The sequence below is a fragment of the Arthrobacter sp. zg-Y1171 genome (assembly GCF_025244845.1).
GTDB lineage: Bacteria > Actinomycetota > Actinomycetes > Actinomycetales > Micrococcaceae > Arthrobacter_B.
The window spans coordinates 1259144-1278475 of the sequence record NZ_CP104264.1; the positions used below are offsets into that span (position 1 = coordinate 1259144).

Annotated in this window: 17 protein-coding genes and 1 tRNA gene; 11 read left to right on the forward strand and 7 right to left on the reverse strand. The window is 67.3% G+C overall.

What is annotated here, in order from left to right; genetic code table 11:
* Positions 1 to 22 precede the first annotated feature (22 nt).
* From prpB to N2L00_RS05875, 3 genes are read right to left on the reverse strand one after another with little or no spacing between them, the layout of a single operon-like run.
* Positions 23 to 928, reverse strand: coding sequence for a methylisocitrate lyase (prpB, locus tag N2L00_RS05865; protein WP_227933236.1), 906 nt, complete (start codon positions 926 to 928; stop codon positions 23 to 25).
* The gene (locus tag N2L00_RS05870) at positions 929 to 2446 is read right to left on the reverse strand and encodes an MmgE/PrpD family protein (RefSeq protein ID WP_255765768.1); all 1518 of its coding nucleotides are present in this window, start codon (positions 2444 to 2446) and stop codon (positions 929 to 931) included.
* Complete coding sequence (locus N2L00_RS05875) at positions 2443 to 3108, reverse strand: GntR family transcriptional regulator (protein ID WP_255765769.1); 666 nt, start codon at positions 3106 to 3108, stop codon at positions 2443 to 2445. The genes N2L00_RS05870 and N2L00_RS05875 overlap by 4 nt, the downstream gene beginning before the upstream one ends.
* Before the next feature lie 185 nt (positions 3109 to 3293).
* On the opposite strand from N2L00_RS05875, the gene N2L00_RS05880 reads away from it, so the two are divergent.
* Complete coding sequence (locus N2L00_RS05880) at positions 3294 to 5210, forward strand: AMP-binding protein (RefSeq protein ID WP_255863291.1); 1917 nt, start codon at positions 3294 to 3296, stop codon at positions 5208 to 5210.
* 37 nt (positions 5211 to 5247) lie between these two features.
* On the opposite strand, the gene N2L00_RS05885 is transcribed toward N2L00_RS05880, so the two are convergent.
* Together N2L00_RS05885 and N2L00_RS05890 are read right to left on the reverse strand one after the other, a co-directional pair.
* Positions 5248 to 5967 (reverse strand): response regulator, encoded by a 720-nt coding sequence (locus tag N2L00_RS05885; protein ID WP_255863290.1) that lies wholly within the window; start codon positions 5965 to 5967, stop codon positions 5248 to 5250.
* Positions 5964 to 7586 carry a sensor histidine kinase gene (locus tag N2L00_RS05890; protein ID WP_255863289.1) on the reverse strand — a complete coding sequence of 541 codons (1623 nt, stop codon included), beginning with the start codon at positions 7584 to 7586 and terminating at the stop codon, positions 5964 to 5966. The genes N2L00_RS05885 and N2L00_RS05890 overlap by 4 nt, the downstream gene beginning before the upstream one ends.
* A 131-nt stretch (positions 7587 to 7717) precedes the next feature.
* Here N2L00_RS05890 and N2L00_RS05895 point away from each other — a divergent pair, with 131 nt between their 5' ends.
* From N2L00_RS05895 to N2L00_RS05940, 10 genes are all read left to right on the forward strand, one after another.
* Positions 7718 to 9145, forward strand: a complete 1428-nt coding sequence (locus N2L00_RS05895; protein ID WP_255765773.1) for a cation:dicarboxylate symporter family transporter — start codon at positions 7718 to 7720, stop codon at positions 9143 to 9145.
* Positions 9146 to 9305: 160 nt separating this feature from the next.
* Complete coding sequence (locus N2L00_RS05900) at positions 9306 to 9893, forward strand: GNAT family N-acetyltransferase (protein ID WP_255863288.1); 588 nt, start codon at positions 9306 to 9308, stop codon at positions 9891 to 9893.
* Between the two features lie 114 nt (positions 9894 to 10007).
* Positions 10008 to 10901 (forward strand): ParA family protein, encoded by an 894-nt coding sequence (locus tag N2L00_RS05905; RefSeq protein ID WP_227922680.1) that lies wholly within the window; start codon positions 10008 to 10010, stop codon positions 10899 to 10901.
* Positions 10879 to 11832 carry a ScpA family protein gene (locus tag N2L00_RS05910; RefSeq protein WP_374676613.1) on the forward strand — a complete coding sequence of 318 codons (954 nt, stop codon included), beginning with the start codon at positions 10879 to 10881 and terminating at the stop codon, positions 11830 to 11832. The genes N2L00_RS05905 and N2L00_RS05910 overlap by 23 nt, the downstream gene beginning before the upstream one ends.
* Positions 11829 to 12473, forward strand: coding sequence for an SMC-Scp complex subunit ScpB (gene scpB / locus N2L00_RS05915; RefSeq protein WP_255863287.1), 645 nt, complete (start codon positions 11829 to 11831; stop codon positions 12471 to 12473). The genes N2L00_RS05910 and scpB overlap by 4 nt, the downstream gene beginning before the upstream one ends.
* Positions 12474 to 12497: 24 nt before the next feature.
* Positions 12498 to 13718 (forward strand): pseudouridine synthase, encoded by a 1221-nt coding sequence (locus N2L00_RS05920; protein WP_255765776.1) that lies wholly within the window; start codon positions 12498 to 12500, stop codon positions 13716 to 13718.
* A gap of 3 nt (positions 13719 to 13721) precedes the next feature.
* On the forward strand, positions 13722 to 14831 hold the full coding sequence (locus tag N2L00_RS05925; RefSeq protein ID WP_255863286.1) for a prephenate dehydrogenase: 1110 nt from the start codon (positions 13722 to 13724) through the stop codon (positions 14829 to 14831).
* Positions 14828 to 15529: a (d)CMP kinase gene (cmk, locus tag N2L00_RS05930; RefSeq protein ID WP_255765778.1), complete on the forward strand. Its 702-nt coding sequence runs from the start codon at positions 14828 to 14830 to the stop codon at positions 15527 to 15529. Before N2L00_RS05925 ends, cmk begins: the two co-directional genes overlap by 4 nt.
* A gap of 170 nt (positions 15530 to 15699) precedes the next feature.
* Positions 15700 to 17262, forward strand: a complete 1563-nt coding sequence (der, locus tag N2L00_RS05935; protein ID WP_255765779.1) for a ribosome biogenesis GTPase Der — start codon at positions 15700 to 15702, stop codon at positions 17260 to 17262.
* Positions 17263 to 17693: 431 nt separating this feature from the next.
* A tRNA-Pro gene (locus N2L00_RS05940) sits at positions 17694 to 17767 on the forward strand.
* Between the two features lie 88 nt (positions 17768 to 17855).
* Here N2L00_RS05940 and N2L00_RS05945 read toward each other — a convergent pair.
* Both N2L00_RS05945 and N2L00_RS05950 read right to left on the reverse strand, forming a co-directional pair.
* Positions 17856 to 18497, reverse strand: a complete 642-nt coding sequence (locus tag N2L00_RS05945; protein ID WP_255863285.1) for a hypothetical protein — start codon at positions 18495 to 18497, stop codon at positions 17856 to 17858.
* 89 nt (positions 18498 to 18586) lie between these two features.
* Complete coding sequence (locus N2L00_RS05950) at positions 18587 to 19171, reverse strand: small multidrug efflux protein (RefSeq protein ID WP_255765781.1); 585 nt, start codon at positions 19169 to 19171, stop codon at positions 18587 to 18589.
* Positions 19172 to 19332 lie beyond the last annotated feature (161 nt).

The window sequence follows — 19332 nt, forward strand, 5'->3', positions numbered from 1 at the left end:
CAGGGAAAATGCGTGGCGGGTCCTAGCGGGTGCCCGGAACCTGGAAGTTGAAAACGGACGTATCGAACTGGTTGTACGCCTCATAATCCACCAGTTCATACAAACGCGCACGCGTGAGCATATTGGGAACATCGGCCTGCTGGGTGCCGTGCGCCTTGATGGTCTCCAGCGTGCGTTCGGCGGCGCCCATGGCGCTGCGCAGCAGGGTGACCGGGTAGATCACCATGTTCACGCCTGCCGAGGCCAGCTCGTCGTAAGTGAACAGGTCGCTCTTGCCGAACTCGGTCATGTTCGCCAGGATCGGCACGTCGACGGCGGCACGGATGGCCGCGAACTCCTCCAGGGACTTCATCGCCTCCGGGAAGATGGCGTCCGCTCCGGCGTCGACCAGGGCGCGGGCACGGTCCTGCGCCGCTTCCAGGCCGTCCACGGCGCGGATATCGGTGCGGGCCATGATCAGGAAGTTCGGATCCCGGCGCGCATCGGCTGCTGCGCGGATGCGCTTGACCGCGGTGTCGGTGTCCACCACGTTCTTGCCGTCCAGGTGCCCGCACCGCTTGGGGTTGAACTGGTCCTCGATGTGGCAGCCGGCCAGGCCGGCGTTTTCGAGTTCCTGGATGGTGCGGGCCACGTTCATCGGTTCGCCGAAGCCGGTGTCTGCGTCCACGATGGCCGGGAGGTTCGTCATCCGGGCAATCTGTCCGGCGCGGGTGGCCACCTCGGTGAGCGTGGTCAGGCCGATGTCCGGCAGGCCCAGGTCATTGGCCAGGACGGCGCCGGAGATGTAGACGCCGTCGAACCCTTTTTCCTCGATCAGGCGTGCCGAGAGCGGGTTGAAGGCTCCCGGGAACTGCTGCAGGGTGCCGGAGGCCAGCCCTTCGCGGAAGGCAATCCGCTTGGCCTCGGGGGTTACGGAGGAGTACAGCATTTAGAAGAGTCCCTTCGGTGCGGCCGCGGGGTCAATGACGCCCTCGGCAGCGGTGATGTTCAGCTGGTCCAGCTGGCCGGCGGCCAGTTCGGGCAGGCGCTGGACGGTGGTGAGGAAGCGGTCGATTTCCTCGGCGGAGACCAGGCCTTCGGCCAGGGTGCGGAACTTGTTGATGTACTGCTCGCGGGTGAACGGCTTGGCGCCGAGCGGGTGGGCATCGGCGACGGCGATCTCGTCGGTGATGACGGTGCCGTCGGTCAGCACGATGGTCACCTTGCCGCCGAAGGCCTTTTCGCTGATGTCCAGCGAGTGGTAGCGGCGGGTCCATTCCGGATCCTCCACGGTGGTGACCTTGTGCCACAGCTCAACGGTGTCCGGCCGGCCGGCGCGTTCGGGGGAGTAGGAGTCCACGTGGTGCCAGGCGCCGTCCTGCAGGGCGACGGTGAAGATGTACGGGATCGAGTGGTCCAGGGTTTCGCGCGAGGCGGTGGGATCGTACTTCTGCGGATCGTTGGCGCCGGAGCCGATCACGTAGTGGGTGTGGTGCGAGGTGGCGATCAGGACGCTTTCCACGTTGGCCGCGTCCGCAGCCTCGGGGTGCTCGGCGTGGATCTTGCGGGCCAGGTCGATCCAGGCCTGGGCCTGGTACTCGGCGGAGTGTTCCTTGGTGTAGGTGTCCAGGATGGCCCGCTTGGCTTCGCCGTCTTCGGGCAGCGGCACTTCGTAGGCGGCGTCGGGGCCGTCCAGCAGCCAGGCAATGACGCCGTCTTCACCCTCGTAGATGGGGGTGGGGGAGGTCTGGCCGCGCATTGCCCGGTCCACGGCCTCGACGGCCATCTTGCCGGCGAACGCCGGAGCGTGGGCCTTCCAGGTGGAGATCTCGCCCTTGCGGGACTGGCGGGTGGCGGTGGTGGTGTGCAGGGCCTGGCCGACGGCCTGGAAGATGGTGTCGACGTCGAGCCCCAGCAGGGTGCCGATGCCGGCGGCTGCGGACGGGCCGAGGTGGGCCACGTGGTCGATCTTGTGCTTGTGCAGGCAGATGGCCTTGGCCAGGTTGACCTGGATTTCGTAGCCGGTGGCGATGCCGCGGATCAGGTCCCGGCCCGAGGCGCCGGTGTGCTGTGCGACGGCGAGGACGGGCGGGATGTTGTCTCCGGGATGCGAGTACTCGGCGGCCAGGAAGGTGTCGTGGTAGTCCAGTTCGCGCACGGCCACGCCGTTGGCCCAGGCCGCCCATTCGGGGGAGGTCTTGGCGAGCACGCCGAACACGGAGGCGCCCTTGCCGTGGGCGGAGGGGGAGAAGGACAGCGCCTGGGCGCGGGCGGCGACAATCGGACCGCGGTTCAGGGATGCGACGGCCACGGAGGCGTTGTCGATGATGCGGTTGATGACCATGTCCGTGACGTCGTCGGTGACCTCGACGGGATCGGCGGCAACCTTGGCGATCTTGTAGGCCAGCTGGTCTTCGCGGGCCAGCTTTTCGTCGCTGCGGTAGACGCGTACTTTGTTCAGGTTCAAGGGATTGTCCTTATCTCGGGGGTGGTGATCCGGGCGGATCGAAGGTGTTCAAGGCTTTTGTGCAGGTGGACCGATACCGAGGCGCTCGCCAGGTCCGGGTCGCCGGTGGCTACGGCAGCGGCGATGGTGGCGTGTTCGCCGGCGGTTTCCAGCAGCCGTTCGGGGTTGTCCTTGGCCAGGCGCCGTACCCGGGCCAGGTGCAGCCGGACGTTGCCCAGGGCCTGCGTGAGGTAGGAATTGGCGGCGGCGGCGTCGATGGCGGCGTCGAGTTCGGCCACCAGCTCGTAGTAGCCGCCGCGGTTCTGCCGGTCCAAGGTGCTGATGAGGCTGCCGGCCGAGCGGAAGCGGGACTGCAGATCTTCAAAGACCGCTGCCTGCCCGCGCACGGCCGCAAGGGCCGCACTTTTGCATTCCAGCGCCTGGCGCAGTTCAAAGAGCTCGGCGACGGTGTCGAGGGAGATGCCGGTAACGACGACGCCGCGTCCGCTGTGCGGGGCGGCCAGGCCGTCAGCAGTCAGCCGGCTCAGTGCTTCACGCAGGGGAGTGCGGGAAACACCCAGGCGAGCGGACTGCTCCACTTCGCCCAGGACGGTGCCCGGCGGGAGCCTCCACTCCACGATGTCCTGCCGCAGGGCGGCGTACGCGCGGTCACTGGCCCGCATGGTGCGCCTCCTCACGACTGATAACTGCGTCACGTTACCCGTCAGTGTATACATGAGCTGGCTCATATGCGTACTGTGGTGCCACAGAAGGCACCCGGGAGGCCTCGCTGTATACACAATCGCCCCTGTGCGGCCCGCAGAGCATCAGTTAGCATGGCGGGTCCCACTGGAATCAAGGAGGATTCATGGACGCGCAGAGCACCGGAGCCTATGAACGGGCGTATGCCCGCAGCAGTACCGATCCGGAAGGCTTCTGGCTGGGCGCCGCCGCCCTGGTGGACTGGGACAAGCCGCCGTCCCGCGCCCTCGAGGACACCAAGGCGCCGCTGTACTCCTGGTATCCGGAGGCGGAGCTCAACACCTCCTTCAACGCCCTGGACCGCCATGTGGCGGCCGGCCGCGGAGACACCGCGGCGCTGATCTACGACTCCGCGATGCTGGGCACCAGCCGCACCTATACCTACAGCCAGTTGCTCGCCGAGGTGGAACGCTTCGCCGGCGTGCTGCGCGGACTCGGCGTCGGCCCCGGCGACCGCGTGATCATCTACCTGCCGATGATCCCCGAAGCCGTGATCGCCATGCTGGCCACCGCCCGGCTGGGCGCGGTCCACTCCGTGGTGTTCGGCGGATTCGCCCCGCGGGAGCTCGCTGCCCGGATCGACGACGCCGGCCCGACGGTCATAGTGACGGCCAGCGGCGGACTCGAACCCAAGCGCGCGGTTGAATACCTGCCGGCCGTCGCCGAGGCCCTGGAAACCGCTACCCACCGGGTGGCCGCCGTCGTCGTGGCCGAACGGACAGGCTTCACGGCCACCCGGGAGGAGTTTGACGGCACCGGCGGGGCTGACTGGCATGACTGGAATACGCTCGCCGCCGACGCCGTGCCCGCCGGTCCGGTCCCCGTGGCCGCCGCCGATCCGCTGTACATCCTCTACACCTCCGGCACCACGGGTTCGCCCAAGGGCGTGGTGCGGGACAACGGCTCCCACGCGGTGGCCATGGCCTGGTCCATGGCAAACATCTACGGAGTGGGGCCGGGGCAGGTGATGTGGACCGCCTCGGACGTCGGCTGGGTGGTCGGCCACTCCTACATCGTCTACGGTCCGTTGATCGCCGGGGCCACGACCGTGCTGTACGAGGGCAAGCCCGTGGGCACCCCGGACGCCGGTGCGTTCTGGCGGGTGGCCGCGGAGCACGGCGTCGACGTCCTGTTCACCGCGCCCACCGCGCTGCGCGCCATCCGGAAGGCCGACCCCGACGCCGTCGAACCGGGCCGCCACGATCTCTCCCGGCTGCGGCACCTCTTTGCCGCCGGCGAGCGCCTGGACCCGGCCACGCTGGAATGGGCGGAGGCCGCGCTCGGGGTGCCGGTGATCGACCACTGGTGGCAGACCGAAACCGGCTGGGCCATCTGCGCCAACCCGGTGGGACTGGAGGAGCTGCCGGTCAAGGCCGGGTCGCCCACCGTTCCGGTTCCCGGGTTTGCCGTGCGCGTGCTCGGGCCGGACGGGAAGCGGGTACCGGCGGGGACGGAGGGCAACATTGCCCTGGAACTGCCGCTCCCGCCGGGAACCCTGCAGACCCTCTGGGGCAGCGACGAACGCTACCGTGCCGCGTACCTGGAGGTTTTCGACGGCTACTACGCCACCGGGGACTCGGGCTACGTGGACGAGGACGGCTATGTGTTCGTGATGGGGCGTACCGACGACGTCATCAACGTCTCCGGCCACCGGCTGTCCACCGGCGCCATGGAGCAGGCGGTGGGCTCCCATCCGGCCGTCGCCGAAGCGGCCGTGATCGGCATTGCGGACCCCGTGAAGGGCCAGCGCCCGTCCGGCTACGTGGTGCTGAAGGCGGGAACGGAGATCGACGCCGACGTGCTGCGCGCGGAACTGATTGAACGGGTGCGCTCGCAGATCGGCCCGGTGGCCGATTTCAAGGACGTGTACGTGGTGGACGCCCTGCCCAAGACCCGGTCCGGGAAGGTGCTGCGCAAGACCATGCGCCAGATTGCCGACGGCGTTCCGCACACGGTGCCCTCCACCATCGAGGATCCCGGCGTGCTGGAGGCCCTGACCGCGGTGCTGCGGCCGGTTCGCTAGGAGCCCGGGGCCGGGGCTGAGGCCGGGGCTGAGCGCCTCAGCGGCGCCAGCTGTACTCCAGCTCCGGCCGGCCCCGGGTGCCGTACCTCGGCGAGCGCAGCACCGATCGCTGGTCCGCCAGATACTCCAGGTAGCGGCGGGTGGTGATCCGGGACATCGCCAGCGACTCTGCCGCCTCGGTGGCGGAGAGCGGTGCCCGGGCACCCTTGAGCAGATCCGCCACGGACTCCAGCGTTTCCGCGGACAGGCCCTTCGGCAGCTGCCCCGTCACGGCTGGACGGAGCGCGGCAAAAGCGCTGTCCACCTCGCTTTGCGTGGTGGAGGCGGCCTGCTCGGTCATCCGGCGCCGGTACTCGGCGTAGGCGGTGAGCTTGGCGCTGAACGCCGAATACGTAAACGGCTTGATGAGGTACTGGACAATGCCGCCGGACATTGCGCTGCGCACCACCGTCAGGTCCCGGACCGCGGTGATGGCGATGACGTCCACGGGCAGTCCCGCCCCGCGGATCCGGCGCAGCAGGTCCAGCCCGTGCAGGTCGGGCAGGTTCATGTCCAACAGCACCAGGCCGATCTCCGCTTCGCTGCCGGGCGGCGCCGATTCGGCTGCCTTGAGCGCTTCCAGGGCCTCGGCGCCGGTGCGTGCGATGCCGGCCAGCCGGAATCCCGGCGCCCGCCGGACATACTCTGCGTGGGCCTCGGCGGGGATTTCCTCGTCCTCCACCACCAGCACGCCGACGTCGGGGGAGTGCCGGGTCACGATGCTGCCCCGGCCAGCGGGACCTGAGCAGAGGCCGAAGCCGGCAGGGGGAGTTCCACGCTGAAGCAGGCCCCCGGCCCGCCCAGCACCTGGATGCTTCCGTTCAGGCGCGTCACGGCCTGGCGGACCAGTGCGAGCCCGATTCCCCGGCCGGTCAGCACCCGTCCCTGCGGCAGCTCCTTCGTGCTGAACCCCTGTTCGAATATATGTTCGATTATCCGGGGGTCCACGCCCGGACCGTCGTCCTGCACCTCGATCAGCAGCTGGCCGTCGCCGCTGCCCAGGTACAGGCGCACGGAGTCCTTTGCCGCGTCGAACGCGTTGTCCAGCAGGTTGCCGATGATGGTCACCAGTTCCACCGGTTCCAATCCGGCCGCGCTGAAGCGTCCCGTGTCCGGACCCACCTCGATGTCCAGCTCGATGCCGCGCTCGCGGGCCTGTGCCGCCTTGCCCATCAGCAGGGCGGTTACCGCCGGTTCCTCCACCACGGCCAGCACTTCGTCATTGAGCTGCTGCGACTGTTCCAGATCGGCCGTGGCAAACCGCAGGGCTTCGTCGCTGCGCCCCAGCTCGATCAGGGACGCCAGGGTGTGCACGCGGTTGGCGTGCTCGTGGGCCTGGGCGCTCAGGGCATCAGCGAGGGTCCGCATGGAGGCCAGCTCGCCGGTGAGGGATTCGACGTCGGTATGGTCCCGCAGCGTAGTCACCGTGCCGAACCGCCTGCCGTGAGGCCCTGCGGACACCGCTGCGGACTGGTTGACCACCAGGATGCGCTCGCCGGTGAGGTGGATTTCCTCCCGGGCGTCCCGGCCGGAGCGCAGCAGGGATGCCAGCGGTCCGGGGAGGTCCGGCAGTTCCCGGCTCCGCACGGACGCATCAGTCGGCGGCAACCCCAGCAGGACGGCGGCTTCGTCGTTGTAGAGCACCAGCTGTCCCCGGTCGTTGAGCAGCAGCAGCCCCTCACGCACCGAGTGCAGCGCCGAGTCGTAGAAGGCATACATGTGCGTCAGCTCCGCGGGGCCGAGGCCGTGGGTGGCCCGGCGCAGATACCGGCTGAGCAGGAATGACCCCGCGGCTCCGGCAGCGAGCGCGGCTGCATCGATGGCGAACAGCTCCGGCAGCCGCGCATCCCGGGCAATGGCCACCCGGTCCACCGTGATGCCGGCGGCGACGAGCGCGGTGACATTGCCGGCGTCGTCGTACACCGGGGTGACGGCGCGCACCGAGGGTCCGAGCGTACCCGTGTAGGTTTCCGTGAAGCTCTCCCCGGCCAGGGCCGGGTCGATGGATCCGATGTACGGCTTGCCGATCTGGTCCGGGTTCCGATGGGTGAACCGCGTCCGGTCGGTATCCATGATGGTCAGGAAATCCACGCCCACGCGCTCCATCACCTCGCGTGCGTAACCCTGAAGGACCGCGGGGTCCGGGGAGTCGACGGCGGTGCGGACCGTGCTGCTGGCGGCCGCCGTCCCGGCTACTGCCAGCATCCGTAAGCCGGTCTCCTCACGGGTGTTCTCTTCCGCCTGCTGGTACAAGCCCCAGGCGATTCCGCCCGAGACGCACAGGATGAAGGCAAGCTGGGCCAGGAACAACCGGCCGGCCAGGCTGCCTCGATGCACTTTCGATCCTTTGGTTGCGAGTCGTTACACGGTGTAAGCGGTTCCACTGGGAACAGTATGAACACAAGGGTGACTGTGATCACATCACCCAACGAAGATGGAAGCCGACCAATTGCACAAGGAGTACCGCCATGGCAGCTGCCGCCAATCCGTATGCCGGTTCACAGAAGAGCCGGAAACCGGACAGAACCCATTTCCTCTACATTGCCGTCATTGCGGCGGTTGTGCTCGGTGCCGTTATCGGCCTCATGGCGCCGGAGTTCGCGAAATCCCTGAAGCCACTCGGAACAGGGTTCATTAACCTCATCAAGATGATGATCGCTCCGGTCATCTTCTGCACCATTGTCCTAGGCATCGGATCAATCGCCAAAGCTGCCACCGTCGGCAAGGTCGGCGGCCTCGCGCTGGGCTACTTCATCATCATGTCGACCTTCGCCCTGGCCATCGGCCTGGTCGTGGGCAACCTGATCCACCCCGGTGAAGGCCTGGACATCCAGTCCGCCTCCGGCGCAGCCCCCGCGGCACCCGAGGAAGGGGACGGCATGACCGGATTCCTCCTCAGCATCATCCCCACCACGCTGCTGGCCTCCCTCACCGGCGAGTCCATCCTGCAGACCCTCTTCGTTGCCCTGCTCGTAGGCTTCGCCCTGCAGAAGATGGGCGCTGCCGGCGCCCCCGTGCTCAAGGGCATCGGCTACATCCAGGCCCTGGTCTTCCGGATCCTGATGATGATCATGTGGCTGGCACCCATCGGCGCGTTCGGTGCCATTGCCGCCGTCGTCGGCGAGACCGGCATCCAGGCGATCGTGAGCATGGCAACCCTGATGATTGCCTTCTACATCACCTGCATCCTCTTCATCGTGGTCATCCTGGGTGGACTGCTGAAGCTGGTCACAGGGTTCAGCATCTTCAAGCTCATGCGCTACCTGGGCCGTGAATACCTGCTGATCTTCTCCACCTCCTCCTCCGAGGTGGCCCTGCCGCGCCTGATCGCCAAGATGGAACACCTGGGCATTTCCAAGCCCGTGGTCGGCGTTACGGTGCCGACCGGGTATTCCTTCAACCTCGACGGAACCGCCATCTACCTGACCATGGCTGCACTGTTCGTGGCCTCGGCCATGGGCAAGCCGCTGGAACTGGGCGAGCAGATCTCCCTGCTGGTCTTCATGATCATTGCCTCCAAGGGCGCTGCCGGCGTCACCGGCGCCGGCCTGGCCACCCTGGCCGGCGGCCTGCAGTCCCACCGCCCCGACCTGATCGACGGCGTAGGCCTGATCGTCGGCATCGACCGCTTTATGTCCGAGGCCCGCGCCCTGACCAACTTCACCGGCAACGCCGTCGCCACCGTGCTCATCGGCACCTGGACCAAGGAAATCGACAAGGAGCAGGTCAAGGCGGTCCTGAACCGCGAACTGCCCTTCGACGAGGCCAGCATGAACGTCGACGCCGGCACGGACGAGCCGCGGCAGACGGCGGAATCCGCCGAACTCGCCGCATCGGTTCCCGGCCCCGCCGGCACTTCCGCGGTCTCCGGCACCGCCGGCGATCCGCGGCACTAAGGCGCCGACGCCACCACCGGCAGTACCTCACAACGCGCCCCGCCCCGGAAGACTCCGGGGCGGGGCGCGTTTCTGCGTCCGTGCTGCCGGCAGCTGGAGGGGAATCCGCCTGCGGGCATAATGGTCCTCGATGCCCGCTCTACGAAACGGTGGTCTTACGATGACAGCCCTTGGCCCCTATCTGCAGCGCGGGACATTGAGCGGCCAGGTGCAACCGAGCCTCGACGCGGACGGCCTGGTGCTGCGGCCCTGGCGGGACGACGACGCCGCCGTGGTGGTGAAGGCGTACCGCGAGCCGGATATCTGCCACTTCAGCCGGCGGACGATGGCAACGGAAGCCGAAGCGCTCGAGTGGATCCGCCGCTGGGGTACCCGGTGGCAGGAGGAATCCGGGGCCAACTGGGCCGTCTGCACCAGTGATCGGAACGTGGTTGGGCGCGTGGCCCTCAGCCGCGTCAATCTGTACGAAGGCGACGCGGAACTCGGCTATTGGGTGCTGCCGGGGGATCGGGGAAAAGCCGTGGCGTCCCGGGCCGTGGATGCGCTGAAGCGCTGGGCGTTCGGCTCGGCCGGTCTTATGCGCCTCCAGCTGTCCCACTCGGTGCACAACCAGGGCTCCTGCGGCGTTGCCGGGAAAACCGGCTTCGCGCTGGAAGGAACCAGGCGCAGCGCCCTCAGGCATGCCGACGGCTGGCACGACATGCATCTGCATGCTGCCGTCCGGCTTCAAGGTTCGAGTTCTACTTGAGCGTCAAGGCTCGCCGGTCATCACGGCCCTGATTCGCGGGATGGCCGTGGCGCGGCTGTAACCTTGACAAAGACAGCCCGCAGCAAAGCTAGATACGGAAGCGTGGATTTATACGTGAGCAGCGAACAGGGTTCATCAACTCTGCAGGACGCAACCGGAGCCGAAACGGTGATGGGTCCAACCGGACGTCCCCTGACGGTATTCCCCGAGCCTCCCGTCCTCACGTCCCATGGTCCTGCCCGGATCATTGCGATGGTGAACCAGAAGGGCGGGGTCGGCAAGACCACCTCCACCATCAACCTCGGCGCCGCCCTGGCGGAAGCCGGCCGCCGCGTTCTGCTGGTGGACTTTGACCCGCAGGGCGCCCTGTCCGCAGGGATGGGAGCCAACCCGCACGAACTGGACCTCACCGTCTACAACGTGCTGATGGACCGGAAGGTGGATATCCGCGAGGCGATCCATGAAACCTCCATCGAGAACATCCACCTGCTGCCGGCCAATATCGACCTTTCCGCAGCCGAGGTGCAGCTCGTGAACGAGGTAGCCCGCGAGCAGGTGCTCGAACGCGCCCTGCGCCGGGTGTCGGATGACTACGACGTCATCCTCATCGACTGCCAGCCTTCCCTGGGCCTGCTGACCGTCAACGCCCTGACTGCCGCGCACGGCGTGATCATCCCGCTGATCTGCGAGTTCTTCGCCCTGCGTGCTGTGGCCCTGCTGGTGGAGACCATCGAGAAGGTCCAGGACCGGCTCAACCCCAGCCTGCAGGTGGACGGCGTCCTGGCTACTATGTACGACGCCCGCACCCTGCACAGCCGTGAAGTGATTTCCCGCCTCGTGGAAGCCTTCGGGGACAAGGTCTTCGAAACGGTCATCAAGCGGACCATCAAGTTCGCTGACGCCACTGTGGCGGCCGAACCGATCACCTCGTACGCCGGCAACCACCCGGGCGCCGACTCCTACCGCCGTCTCGCCAAGGAACTGATTGCCCGCGGCGGCGCGCCCTAAGCCGGCGCCCGCCCGCCTGGCGGGGCCGGACGCCACGGGGCCGGCACCGCAGGATCCGGCTTCCCGTGCCGGCTTCGAAGTCCGTCTGGCAAACTTCACCGGGCCCTTCGATGTCCTGCTGGGACTGATTTCCAAGCACGAGCTGGACATCACCGAAATCGCCCTCGCCGCCGTCACCGATGAGTTCCTGGGCTACATCCGGGAGCTCTTCGGCACCGGTCCCGAGGTGGCACTGGATGAGGCCAGCGAATTCCTGGTTATCGCCGCCACCCTCCTGGACCTCAAGGCTGCGCGCCTGCTTCCGGCCGGCGACGTGGAGGACGAGGAAGACCTCGCGCTGCTCGAGGCCCGTGACCTGCTGTTCGCCCGGCTGCTGCAGTACAAGGCGTTCCGCGAGATGGCCGCCCTGTTGGGGGACCGGCTGATGGACGAGGCACGGCGTTTCCCGCGGCAGGTCTCCCTGGATCCGCACTTCGCGGCGATGCTTCCCGAGCTGGTCTGGCGGACCACGCCGCAGCAGTTCGCGGACCTTGCCGTCCGTGCCCTGCAGCCGCGCGACGAGCTGCCTCCGACCGTGGGGCTTGAACACCTGCACGCACCAAAGACCAGCGTCCGGGAGCAGGCCCTGATCCTCGCGGAACGGCTCGCTGCCGACGGCGCGGCCACTTTCGGGGCCCTGGTGTCCGACGCCGACGGTCCGGTGGCGGTGGCCCGGTTCCTTGCGCTGCTGGAAATGTTCCGGGACGGAGCCGTCAGCTTCGAACAGGCTGCCCCGCTGGGGGAGTTGCTCGTCACATGGACCGGAGGCGCGGATCCGGCAGGCGCGGTTGCCGCCGGGGGAGATGAAGATGGCAATGAGCGCGCCGGCGAAAACATCGGATCCAATGGCGCAGCAATCCAACACACAGCCCTGGAAGGGGACCGGTCATGACGGCGGAACCTGGTTTTGGTCCCGGGAAAAGCAGCGGGGATGACGGCCGCGAAGACATTGCAGCATTTCCCGGGGGAGTGAAGGCCGCCGTGGAGGCGGTGCTGATGGTGGTGGACGAACCCGCAGCCGCCGAGGTGCTTGCCTCGGTGATCGGTGTGCCGGAGCCGGAGGTGCTCGCGGCCCTCACGGAACTGCAGCGGGAGTATGACGGTTATACTGGGGATGGACCCGAGGGCGCACCGCGTGGTTTTGAACTCCGCGACGTAGCAGGCGGATGGCGGATTTTTTCCCGCGCTGACTATGCGCCCGTTGTGTCGAAGTTTGTACTGGAAGGCCAGAGTGCACGGCTGTCGCAGGCCGCACTGGAAACATTGGCGGTGATTGCCTATCGGCAGCCCGTCTCCCGGGCCCGGGTCTCCGCGATCCGGGGAGTAAACGTCGATTCGGTGGTCCGCACGCTGGTTCAGCGTGGATTGATCGTCGACGCCGGCACCGAACCGGAAACCGGTTCGCTGCTGTACCGTACTACGCCGTACTTTCTGGAACGGCTTGGTTTGGGCAGCCTCGACGAACTTCCACAGATTGCACCGCACCTGCCCGGGCTGGAAAACCTGGCCGAATATGAAGACACTACTTATTAACCGCTACACCCAAAGGACTTACTCATGACACCAGCACCCCGTTCCGGATCCGGCCGCAATACCCCTCGCGGCGGCGGACGCAGTGCCGGTGGCCCCGCCGGCGGCAAGAGCTACGGCCGCGGCTCCAAGCCCTCCTCCAACCGCACCGGCGGCCCGCGCTCGGCATCGGGCCTGAAGCCCGGTGAAGACCGCGCCAACGGCTACCGGCCCGTCAGCCCCGAGGCCGCCCGCCCGGAGAAATTCAAGTCCGACGCCGTGAAGGCCTTCGGATCAAGCAACTCCGGCAAGACCGGTGCACCCCGGACCGGCGACCCGAAGTCCGGTGCTCCCAAATCGGGCGGCTTCAAGCCGGGTTCCAAGTCCGGTGCCGGCAAGTTCGGCGGCCCGCAGGCAGGCCAGCGCAAGAGCGGCGACCGCGCTTTCCGCGGGGAGCGCTTCGGTCAGAACCTGGGCCCCGTGCGCCGTTCCACCACCCGCCGCCCCGCGGCCCCGGTGATTTCCGAACAGCACAACCCCGAAGGCGTCCGCCTGCAGAAGGTCATGGCCAGCGCCGGCGTTGCCTCACGCCGCGTGTGCGAGGAAATGATTGCCGAAGGCCGCGTCGAAGTTGACGGCCAGGTTGTCACCGAGCTCGGCGTCCGCGTCGACCCGGAGACGGTGGCCATCCATGTGGACGGCATGCGCCTGCAGCTGGATGAAACCCAGAAGTACTACGTGTTCAACAAGCCCCGCGGCGTCATCTCCACCATGGAAGACCCCGAAGGGCGTCCCTGCATCAGCGACTTCCTTAAGTCCACCAGCAAGAACGAGCGTTTGTTCCACGTTGGCCGGCTGGACAACGAAACCGAGGGCCTGCTGCTGCTGACCAATGACGGCGAGCTGACCAACCGGCTGACGCACCCCTCCTACGAAGTGCCCAAAACCTACCTGGTGCAGGTCCGCGGACCGATGAACCACGGCGTGGGCGCACAGATGCGGGAAGGCATTGAACTGGAAGACGGCTTCCAGAAGGTTGATTCCTTCAAACTGGTCGACTCCACCCCGGGCCACCTCCTGGTCGAGGTCGTCCTGCACTCGGGCCGCAACCGCATTGTGCGCCGGCTGTTCGACGCCGTCGGCCACCCGGTGGAGCGCCTCGTCCGCACCAAGATCGGCCCGATCAGCCTGGGCGACCAGCGCCAGGGCAGCATCCGCGTCCTCGGCCGCGGCGAGGTCGGACACCTGCTCGCCTCCGTAGGACTGTAGCCAATGGCCGCTGCCGCTGACGGGGGCACCCACCTGTCCGGATCCGTGCTGATCATCGGCACGGGACTGCTGGGCACCAGTATCGGCCTCGGGCTTTCTGCCCGGGGTGTCGACGTGGTGCTCTCGGACCTGTCTCCCTCGACAGAGGCCGTGGCCCGCGACATCGGCGCCGGACGGTTGCTTAGCACCGCCGGTGAAGGCTTCGAGCCGGCACTCGTCGTCGTTGCCGCTCCTCCGGACGTCACCGCGGCCCTGGCCGCGGCAGCACTGAAGGACTGGCCGGCCGCCGTCGTCGTCGATATTGCCAGCGTCAAGTCCGCCGTCCTGGCGGACCTGCGGGAGCGCGACGCCGACCTCAGCCGTTATGTGGGCACGCACCCGATGGCGGGCCGGGAGAAATCCGGGCCGGTGGCTGCGCGGGCGGAACTGTTCAACGGGATGCCCTGGGTGATCTGCCCGCCGGAGGAAGCGGCTCCGGACGCCGTCCGCCGTGCCGAGGCCCTTGCCTTCGACCTGGGCGCCGTGGTCTCCCGGATGTCCGCCGAAGAGCACGACGCGTCCGTGGCGCTGACCTCGCACCTGCCGCAGGTCATGGCTTCCCTGGTGGCGAGCCGGCTGCAGGAAACCCCGCCGCAGTCCCTCGCCCTGTCCGGCAACGGCCTGCGGGACGTGACCCGGATTGCCGCCAGCGATCCGAATCTCTGGGTGCAGATCCTCAGCGGAAACGCCGGGCGGCTGGTGCCGATCCTGCACGGGGTCCGCGAGGACCTGAACCGGCTGATCCGCACGCTCGAAGACCCGGTGGCGGACGGTGCGCGCCTGGACATGGCGCAGCTGATTGCCGAAGGCAACGCTGGGCAGGCCCGGATTCCGGGCAAGCACGGCGGACCGGCGCAGACCTTTGTGTCCTTCACCGTCCTGGTGGATGACACACCGGGCCAGATTGCCCGGCTGCTCACCGAAATCGGTGAGATCGGCGTGAACCTGGAGGACCTCCGGCTGGAGCACGCCTCCGGCCGGCAGGTGGGACGGGCGGAAATCTCCGTCCTGCCCGGCCGGGTGAATGACCTTGTTTCTGAATTAAGCGCCCGCGGGTGGAAGGTAGTGCAGTGAGTTCTAATGTGGATCCGGCCCAGTTCCGGCAGGGCAAGCCGCTGGTTGTGGCCATCGACGGACCGTCGGGTTCGGGCAAGTCCAGCATCAGCCGTGAAGTGGCCCGCCGCCTGCACGCCGCCTACCTCGACACCGGTGCCATGTACCGCGCGGTCACGCTCTCCTGCATGGAGGCCGGCATCGACCTGACTGATTCGGTGGCCGTCGAGGCCGCCGCGGAAAACGCCGATATTGCCCTCAGCCTGTCCCCGGACGAGGAATGGGTGCGGGTCAGCGGCCGGGACGTCACCGACGCGATCCGCGAGCCCGCCGTCTCGTCCTCGGTCAGCGCCGTCGCCACCACCCTGGGTGCCCGGGCGGAACTCGTCCGGCGCCAGCAGCAGCTGATTCGGGACTCCGGCCTGCGGATCGTGGCCGAGGGCCGGGACATCACCACAGTGGTGGCTCCGCATGCCGAGGTGCGGATCCTGCTCACCGCCAGCGAAGAAGCCCGGCTCCGCCGCCGCGGCATCCAGCTGGGCGGCACGCAGACCGCAGCCGCCCTGAAGGAACAGGTACTGGTCCGCGACGCGAAGGACTCCACCGTGGTGGAATTCCAGCAGGCCGCCGACGGCGTCGTCACCATCGATTCATCCGACCTGGACTTCGAAGAGACGGTCTCGGCCGTGCTCGAAGTGGTTTTCACCAGTACCCACTAGCTCCCTGCCGGGGGACCCGGCACCAACTACGGGCACCCGCCCGTGTTTCAATGGGAGGAGGACATCCGGCGGCAACGCCGCAAGGTATCCTCCCTCACACTTACCGGGCTGAACGTCCGGCGACGGCCTGTACGCAGTGCTGCAGACCTCAACGGAAAGAAAGCAATTCAATGAACGGAAAACCTCTCAACGACGACACCGCCGGTGACGGGATCTCCACGGACGAGTACGTCCCGTCCGGAGAAGACCAGATCGACGAGCGCCTCGCGGCAATGGATGACGACGAGGCCGATATCCGCGCCCGTTCCCTCCGCGCCGGTCTCGACGACTATGAACTTGATGAAGAAGACGCCGCGCTGCTCGCCGGCGGCTTCGAAGAATACGACGAAGACGCACCCCTGCGCCAGGATCCGGTGGTCGCCATCGTGGGCCGCCCGAACGTGGGCAAATCGACCCTGGTGAACCGTATCCTCGGCCGCCGTGAGGCCGTCGTCGAAGACACCCCCGGTGTGACCCGTGACCGGGTTACCTACCCCGCGACCTGGAACGGCGTGAACTTCACCCTGGTGGATACCGGCGGCTGGGAGCACGACGCCCGCGGCATCCACGCCCGGGTAGCCGACCAGGCCGAAATCGCCGTTGACCACGCCGACGCCGTCATGCTGGTGGTCGACGCGACCGTCGGCATCACCGCCACCGACGAAGCCGTGGTGCGGATGCTGCGCGGCAAGGGCAAGCCCGTCGTCGTCGTCGCCAACAAGGTGGACGACATCCAGAACGAAGCCGATGCCTCCTCCCTCTGGGGCCTGGGCTTCGGTGAGCCGTACCCGGTCTCCGCCCTGCACGGCCGCGGCACCGGTGACATGCTCGACGCCGTCCTCGACGTGCTGCCCGAGTACTCGGCGTACGGCGGACTGGACCGCTCCGGCGGACCGCGACGCATCGCCCTGATCGGCCGCCCGAACGTGGGCAAGTCCTCGCTGCTGAACAAGCTCGCCGGTTCCGAACGCGTGGTCGTTGATGACACCGCCGGCACCACCCGCGACCCGGTGGACGAAATGATCGAGCTCGGCGGCCGCACCTGGCGCTTCGTCGACACCGCCGGCATCCGCCGCCGCCAGCACATGGCACAGGGCGCCGACTTCTACGCCTCCCTGCGTACCCAGGCTGCCCTGGAAAAGGCCGAGGTCGCCGTCGTGCTCCTGGCCGTGGACGAGGTCCTCAGCGAGCAGGACGTCCGTATCCTGCAGCTGGCCATCGAATCCGGCCGCGCACTGGTTCTCGCCTTCAACAAGTGGGACCTGCTCGACGACGAGCGCCGCCGTTACCTCAAGATCGAGATCGAGCGGGACCTGGCCCACGTTGAATGGGCTCCCCACGTCAACATCTCGGCCAAGACCGGCTGGCACAAGGACCGTCTTGTTCCGGCACTGGATACTGCCCTGGAAAACTGGGACAAGCGCATCCCCACCGGAAAGCTCAACGCCTTCCTGGGTGAGCTTGTCGCGGCCCATCCGCACCCCGTGCGCGGCGGCAAGCAGCCCCGCATCCTCTTCGGTACGCAGGCTTCCTCACGTCCGCCGAAGTTCGTGCTGTTCACCACCGGCTTCCTGGATCCCGGCTACCGCCGCTTCATCACCCGCCGGCTGCGTGAAACCTTCGGCTTCGAGGGCACGCCCATCGAGGTCAGCATGCGCGTCCGCGAGAAGCGCGGCAAGACCAGCAAGCGCTAAGTCTCTTGGTGTAAAGCCCCGGTCCCGTTCCCTTATGGGGGAGCGGGGCCGGGGCTTTCCGCAGTTTTGGGGCGCAGGCTGCGGTGCTGTCGGGTAGGCGGGCCGAGGGTGTTGGGTGTGACAGCGTGGCTTCGGGACTGTGACAGCGGCCCGGGGGACCGGCGGCTCATCACTGTACAGATAACGGGGCTATCCGGCTGCGAGCAGCCCGTTATCTGTACAAGCGCGGCGGCCGGGAAGCGGAGAAGCCCGTATCTGTACAACCAGGGCAACGGGGAAGCGGATAAGCCGAAGCGGGGGAGCTGGTGCGCGCTCTGTTTTTGGCCGTACGCCGGTGCCCGCAACGCCCGCGAGCCTCGATGCGACGTAATCGCCGGTTGTGGTGTAAGGTATTTGAGGTGGTTCAGCCGGGAGACATTCCGGAAGAACTGCGGGTTGTGGCGCAGCTTGGTAGCGCACTTGACTGGGGGTCAAGGGGTCGCAGGTTCAAATCCTGTCAACCCGACGGTAAGCCTGATGAAACGCGAGTTTCGTCAGGCTTTTGTCGTTTAAGCGGGTGCGGGCTGAGCCTGCCGCAGAGCCCGGCCGATGCTCTAGTCACCACCCTCAAGGAAGCCGCCGTCGAGGACCCAGTTGTAGCGCAGCCTCAGTGCGCGCTCGGTGCTGGCTGCCAGCGTTGCCACCAGCAGCACCAAGTTCGCCGATGCCGGAAGCTGGAACGGACTGGAGAACGTGCCGATGTTCTCCGCGACGGGCGGGAGCTGCATGATCTGCTCAATGATCTGCGGAACGCCGAGCACGAGCGCGACCACGAGTACGCTGGCCGATACGATGCCAACGGCACGGCTCAGCGCCGGATTGGTCCGTTCCAGTCGGGCGCGCAGTCCTTCGGCCGAGGCAGGATCAGGTAGAAGCTGTCGCTCGGACCCGTCGGGCGTCACATAGTGGCAGCGTCTGAGCCCGTAGATGCTGACCTCGACCTCGATGGCGCCACCCGGCACTGCGAACACCGCGGGAAGTTTCGATCGGGCCTGGTTGACCCCGTTGCGGTAGAGCTGCGCGCGCACTTCGCCGTCCGAATCACCCCCGGGCCGGACCTCTACGGACCAGATCTCCGGTGAACCGTCCTCGCCGGCGAGCTGCAGATGAAAGAGGGAACGCGAGAACAGCTGCCACCATCGATAGCGCGGAAGCGTATGGCCGTCCCCGGGGTCCGGCGTCTCTTTGCGTGTCACTTGTTCCTCCCGGAATCGCTTCTTCGGAGCTGCCCTGCCAGCGCGGCTACGTTCCGCCGATGGATCTTCGATCCGGCCTTTCACGTGACTCAGACCCCGACGACGAAGGTGAGGGCGGCCCAGAACAAGACGGTGGCCACTGTCGTCCATATGACGATTGCCACACCTTGCCAGAGCAGCACCCAGCCACGGGGGGTTCCGCTCGCGATGAGGATCGCGGAGGTGAACTGGGTCGGGATTGCAAGGGGACCGAGGATGCTCGCGCCGGGGACGCCGAAGCGGACGAGCCACTTCATGAAGCGCTGGCGCCCCTTGGATACGGGCTTGGCCGGCGCCGTCTCCTCGAACGCAGCGGACCCCTGGTAACCCAGGGAGGCCGGGACGCGCTCGGCGCTCCGGGCAGCCGAGACACGGTCCCTGTTGTGGTTGGTGACCGCAGTGCGGGCCCGGGAGGTGAAGAGCACCACGAGAACCACGCTCAGGAAATTGCCGACTGCGGCGGCGATACCGGCAACGATAGGGTGGAGGCCGCCGAGGATGCCGATCACGGAGGCCCCTTCGGTCTCGATGAACGGGACGGCCCCGGCGAGCATCACGATGAAGGGCCGGATGATCTCGGGCACTTGGGCCGCCAGATCCTGGAAGTTGATGATCAGTTCCTGAATGAGGTTCATGGTTCGGCGCTTCTTTCTTATGTCTTATGCGGGTCGTGGATTCGTGCGATTCTCGAAACGGTCCGGCACAAACCGTGTTCCCAGGTCTGGGCCGGGCCGTACTGCTTCGCCTGCACCGGAGTCTTCAGATTCGCAGCGGCAGCGGGGTCTTCGCATCGGTG